This is a genomic window from Kordia sp., from assembly GCF_045105435.1.
GTDB lineage: Bacteria > Bacteroidota > Bacteroidia > Flavobacteriales > Flavobacteriaceae > Kordia.
Genome location: NZ_JBGCDL010000106.1, coordinates 1 through 6,025, shown reverse-complemented (window position 1 = coordinate 6,025; position 6,025 = coordinate 1). Strand labels below are relative to the sequence as shown.

General features: G+C 34.3%; 4 protein-coding genes and 2 rRNA genes. All 6 read left to right on the top strand.

The features are described 5' to 3' along the window. Positions 1–246 (top strand): 23S ribosomal RNA (locus AB8B65_RS05285); the annotation flags it as partial. A gap of 154 nt (positions 247–400) precedes the next feature. Further along, positions 401–510 (top strand): 5S ribosomal RNA (gene rrf / locus AB8B65_RS05280). A 238-nt stretch (positions 511–748) separates the two neighbouring features. Continuing rightward, on the top strand, positions 749–3,235 hold the full coding sequence (locus AB8B65_RS05275) for a zinc-dependent metalloprotease (RefSeq protein ID WP_405299813.1): 2,487 nt from the start codon (positions 749–751) through the stop codon (positions 3,233–3,235). 134 nt (positions 3,236–3,369) lie between these two features. Further along, positions 3,370–4,635: a Y-family DNA polymerase gene (locus AB8B65_RS05270; RefSeq protein ID WP_405299812.1), complete on the top strand. Its 1,266-nt coding sequence runs from the start codon at positions 3,370–3,372 to the stop codon at positions 4,633–4,635. 11 nt (positions 4,636–4,646) lie between these two features. Continuing rightward, complete coding sequence (locus tag AB8B65_RS05265) at positions 4,647–5,087, top strand: LexA family protein (RefSeq protein ID WP_405299811.1); 441 nt, start codon at positions 4,647–4,649, stop codon at positions 5,085–5,087. 215 nt (positions 5,088–5,302) lie between these two features. Further along, positions 5,303–6,025 (top strand): DUF6597 domain-containing transcriptional factor (locus tag AB8B65_RS05260; protein ID WP_405299810.1); only part of this gene is annotated, 723 nt, incomplete at its 3' end.

Here is a 6,025-nt window from a genome sequence, read left to right as displayed (position 1 = left end):
GTGGATCTGACTCTAGTACGAGAGGACCGAGTTGGACTAACCTCTGGTGTATCTGTTGTTCCGCCAGGAGCATTGCAGAGTAGCTACGTTGGGAAGGGATAAGCGCTGAAAGCATATAAGCGCGAAACCCACCACAAGATGAGATTTCTTTAAAGGGTCGTGGGAGATGACCACGTTGATAGGCTACAGGTGTAAAGGCAGTAATGTCATAGCCGAGTAGTACTAATTACCCGTAGGCTTATGTACGGCTTCTTATTATTTTATTTTGTGTTCAAAAAAATCTATTTTATCTCAATATGTTACCTTATTAAATAGTAATGAGCTGTTAGTATTTAGTAGTAATATATCACATATATATAACTCAATACTCAACTCTAAAAACTCAATACTATTAACGATTTAAGGTGGTTATAGCAATGGGGCTCACCTCTTACCATTCCGAACAGAGAAGTTAAGCCCATTAGCGCAGATGGTACTGCAGAAATGTGGGAGAGTATGTCGCCGCCTTTTTTTAAAACCCTTATCATAGTCAATATGATAAGGGTTTTTTTATGCCCTAAAATGAAAGTTATGTTTAAGCATGAATTTAACCTTTATTAAAAAATGAAAAGAAGAAATGGAATTAGTCTTGATATCTTCAATCTAAAAGTCTTAAATTCTAGTTAAAGATATCTTAAAATAGTGTCTAAATAGCTTATTAGTCTTGGCTTATTATTAATTTCACATTAGAAACTAATTAATCCAAACTATGTTAAGAAAAATACCACTATTTCTATTGGGAATATTGTTAATTTCTGTGACTTCTTGTTCTACAGCTAAGAAAGCTTCAGCAAGTAAAAAAGGAGCAGTAGCCGCAAAAAAACCAAAGAGAACACCGAAAAAAGGCGGAATTCAACCTTATAGTAAAGTTATTACTAAAGAAGCAAAAAGTGATGAAGGACTATTTACAGTCCATGAAGTAAGTGATAAGTATTATTACGAAATTCCAGATACTCTTTTTAACAGAGAGATGTTAATGGTGACAAGAATTGCAAAAACAGCCTCAGGACTTGGTTTTGGAGGTGGAAAACAAAATACACAAGTACTTCGTTGGGAAAAAAAGAAAAAGAAAGTCTTATTAAGAGTTGTTTCTCATAGTGTTGTCGCTGCAGATTCTTTACCAGTACATGAAGCAGTAGTGAACTCTAATTTTGAGCCTATCTTATATGCTTTCCCAATTAAGGCATTTAGTAAAGATTCACTAAATACAGTTATAGAGGTAACTCCTTTGTTTTCAAAAGATGTAAAAGCATTAGGAATTCCACAATTTAGAAGAAGACAATATAAAATTTCAAGATTAGACGCAGCTAGATCATACATTGATAAATTAAAGAGTTATCCTTTAAATATTGAAGCAAGACACGTTAAAACTTACAATGCTGGTTCACCACCATCAAACGGAAGTGTAGCTTCTATTTCAGTAGAAATGAGTAATTCAATGATTTTATTGCCAAAAGAACCAATGAAAAGACGTTATTTTGATAGACGTGTAGGTTGGTTTGCTCGTGGTCAAGTAGATTACGGTTTAGATGCTCAAGAAAGTAAGCAAGTTCGATATTTAGATCGTTGGAGACTTGAAGTGAAAGACGAAGATATAGAGAAATTTAAAAGAGGAGAACTTGTTGAACCTAAGAAACAAATTGTTTACTATGTAGATAGAGCAACTCCAGAAGAATGGAAACCTTATATCAAGCAAGGAATTGAAGATTGGCAAGTTGCTTTCGAAGCAGCAGGATTTAAAAATGCAATCATCGCAAAAGATCCACCAACAAAAGAAGAAGATCCAGATTGGAGTCCTGAAGATGTACGTTATTCAGTAGTTCGTTACTTAGCTTCACCAATTCCAAATGCAAATGGACCACACGTAAGTGATCCTCGAAGCGGGGAAATTCTTGAAAGTGATATTAACTGGTATCATAATGTAATGACATTATTAAGAAACTGGTTCTTTATTCAAACAGCAGCTATAAATCCAGATGCACAATCTTTGAAGTTTAAAACTGAGGTAATGGGACGTTTAATTCGTTTTGTATCATCGCACGAGGTTGGTCATACTTTAGGTCTGCCTCACAATATGGGAAGTAGTGTTGCTTATTCTGTAGAAAATTTAAGAGATGCAGCATTTACTCAAAAATATGGAACAGCACCATCTATTATGGATTATGCACGTTTCAATTATGTAGCGCAGCCAGGAGACGAAGGTGTCGCGTTGATGCCAGACATTGGACCTTACGATAAGTATTCAATCAGTTGGGGATATCGCCCTATTTTAGATGCAAAAACTGCATATGATGAAAAAGCAACTTTAGATAAGTGGATTCTTGAAAAAGCTGGAGATCCAATGTACAGATTTGGAGGGCAGCAATTTGATGTTGTAGATCCAAGTTCTCAAACAGAAGATTTAGGTAGCGATGCCGTGAAAGCAAGTGATTATGGAATTAAAAACTTGAAGCGAATTGTTCCTAACCTAATCAAATGGACAGCAGAAGACGGTAAAAATTACGATGATTTGAATACTATGTACGGACAAGTTTTAAGTCAATTTAACCGTTATATGGGACATGTTTCTTCAAATATTGGAGGTGTATATCAATACAATAAAACATACGATCAAGAAGGAGCTGTATTCACACATGTAGCAAAAGAAGATCAAAAAAGAGCATTGAAATTTATAAATGATCAATTATTTAAAACGCCAGAATGGTTATTAGATGATGAAATATTTAATAAAACAAAATCTTTTGGTGTTACCGACAGAATTAGATCAGCGCAAGTACGTACACTAAATAGAATTTTAGATTTAGGAAGACTTGGACGTGTAATGGAAAACGAAACATTGAATGACAATAAAGCTTTTTCTATGCTAGAATTAATGCGTGATTTGCGTAATGGAATTTGGACAGAATTACGTTCAGGTAAAAAGATTGATGCATATCGCCGTAACTTACAGAGAGGTCATATTGACAGATTATCATATTTAATGACAGCTGAAAGCCCAAGAGTGCCAGCTAGATTTAGAGCATTTTTTTCACCGCTAAACACAAGTCAATCTGACTTACGTGCAGTTGTGAGAGCAGAATTAAATACATTAAAAAGACAAATTAGAAATGCAATTGGGCGTACAAGTGATACTATGAGCAAAATACACTTGCGTGATGTAATAGAACGTATCGATGCAATTTTAGATCCAAAATAATACATTTCTCACATACTTTATAAAAAGCAGCTTTCGAGCTGCTTTTTTTTGCTGCAAAGACAGGAATAATACATTTAATTCTTCTCAAAAAAGTGTATTAAACGATTATTTTTATACATAATTCCCCTTAAAATATGTATGCAATAATTGACTGTAATAGTTTTTTCGCTTCGTGCGAAAGAGCTTTTAATCCTGAGCTTATGGACAAACCATTGGCAATATTATCTAACAATGATGGCTGTGTCATTTCTAGAAGTAGCGAAGCCAAAGCCTTAGGGATTCCTATGGGCGCACCACTTTTTAAATACAAACAAATCATTGCCGAAAAAAACATTCAAATACGTTCGTCAAATTATTCTCTATATGGAGATATGAGTGAACGTGTGATGAAACTTCTCGAAAAATTTTCGCCCGAAGTAGAAGTCTATAGTATTGATGAAGCATTTTTAAAATTGCCTGAATCGAACAACTATCAAACAATAGGACGTACCATAAAAAACTACATTCACCAATGTACTGGAATTCCCGTAAGCGTCGGTATTGCACCTACAAAAGCATTGTCAAAAGCAGCAAATAATATATCCAAGAAATTTCCCAAAAAAACAGATGGTTACCTTGTAATTGATACTGAAGAAAAGCGAATTAAAATGCTCAAATGGCTTCCTATACAAGATATTTGGGGAATTGGTCGCGGAAATGCGAAACGTTTACAACTCAAAGGCGCGCAAACAGCGTATGAGTTTACGAAACTTACGGACGATTGGGTAAAACGAAACATGTCCATTGTAGGGTTGCGACTCAAAAAAGATTTAGAAGGCGAACCTACCATTATGATGGAAGATGAATTTCAAAGCAAAAAAGTAATTGCAACTACACGGAGTTTTGAATTTACCTTTTCAGACAAAGAAAACATGAAAGAGCGCATTGCTACGTTTGCTTCTCGTTGTGCCGAAAAACTGCGTATGCAAGATTCTTCCTGTAACATTGTAATGGTCTATCTAAAAAGTGATCGAAACAAACGAGATGCTTCTCACTATAGAGCAAGTAAAGTGCTAACATTGCCATACGCGACAAATTCTACACTGACCATCAATGAGTTCGCACAAAAAGCATTGCATAAAATTTTCAAACCCGGAATCAAATACAAAAGGGCAGGCGTAATATTGATGGGTTTGGTAAACACAAATGCGTTACAGCTAGATTTATTCAAAAATGAAGATCCAAAACACAAACAATTAATGAAAACGATGGACACATTAAATGACAAATATGACGGACGAAAAATAAAAATGGCGAATCAAGATTTGCAACGAACCTGGAAAATGCGACAAGCACACTTATCACCAGAATACACGACTAAATTTAGTGACATTATAACCTTAAACTGCGATACGATTTAATTTAGAAAAAGATGAACACACACAAAAATGACACATCGCTCACGTTTTACAAATCCGTTCAAGGAAACATAAAACTTCAATACGTAGAAGAAGGAATTTCAGCAGGATTTCCATCACCAGCAGACGATTTTAAAAACAAACGCATCAGTTTAGACAGAGAACTCATCAAAGATGAAAACACAACTTACTATGCACGTGTGAGTGGAGAATCGATGATTGGTGCAGGATTAGACAATAATGATTTATTAGTCATCGACAAAAGCATTCCTCCCAAAGACGGAAAAATTGCCGTGTGTTATGTAGATGGCGAATTCACAGTAAAGCGCTTAAAAATTACCAAAGAATGTGTCTATCTCATGCCAGAAAATGACAACTACAAACCCATAAAAGTTACTAAAGACAAACAATTGCTCATTTGGGGAATTGTCACGTATGTGATTAAGAAAGTATGAATTTTATCAAAGTAATTACGAATAAAATGATTGATGATTATAAATCTAAAATGAAAAAATAGCCTTTGGAAACTGAGTAACGACTCAAATTCCTAAAAGTTATTTTTATAAAGTAAGCTTTTAGTCAAAAGTAGTATATTTGAGGTAGTGCCAACTTGAAACCTATTGTTTGTCAATGGAATAAACTATTTTCAATCAGCAAAAAACAATAAAAATTGATATTTGAAAATCACATTTTAGAAAACCCTTTAGCAGATTTTATTGAATCTATATTCTACTTTAAAGGCTTTACGCCAGATCATTCCATAGAAAGAGTCGTGCCAACAGGACATGTATTCATCATATTTGAACTAGATGGATTTGAACGCAATACGTTTAACAATGAAAACTTGCAACCTAATGGAAGTTATAAAAATGTATGGATTTCTGGAATGCATAAAAACCATTTGACTATTTCTGCACATCAAGATTCTGAAATGTTTGTCATTCAATTCAAAACGAATGGCGCGTATCCTTTTTTACAAATACCAATACATGAACTGAATAATAAAGTACTAAACGGACACGAATTTTTTGGAAACGACATACTAGAATTAAGAGCGAAAATTCTAAACGAAACAGCAATTGCCAACAAATTTAAAAGTGCCGAAAACTGGTTGTTAGATAAGTTTGATGCACAAAAAATAGCTTCTACAACGCTTTCAAACGTGCTTTCTCAGTTGCAGGAAAAACCTGTTACGGAAACCAATACAATCATTTCATCTTATCCAAATTCTCAAAAACACTTGATACATCAGTTTAAAAAATACTTCGGATTGACACCAAAAGTATTTCATAGGATTTTTAGATTTAATGAAATTCTCAAACAAATACACAACAAACAAGATTTGAAATGGGCGCAAATAGCATACGAGTTTGGATATGCTGACCAATCACAC

Excerpts from the sequence above, each read along its gene's own strand:
- AB8B65_RS05275 (WP_405299813.1), top strand. The coding sequence starts at position 749 with ATGTTAAGAAAAATACCACTATTTCTATTGGGAATATTGTTAATTTCT.
- AB8B65_RS05270 (WP_405299812.1), top strand. The coding sequence starts at position 3,370 with ATGTATGCAATAATTGACTGTAATAGTTTTTTCGCTTCGTGCGAAAGA.
- AB8B65_RS05265 (WP_405299811.1), top strand. The coding sequence starts at position 4,647 with ATGAACACACACAAAAATGACACATCGCTCACGTTTTACAAATCCGTT.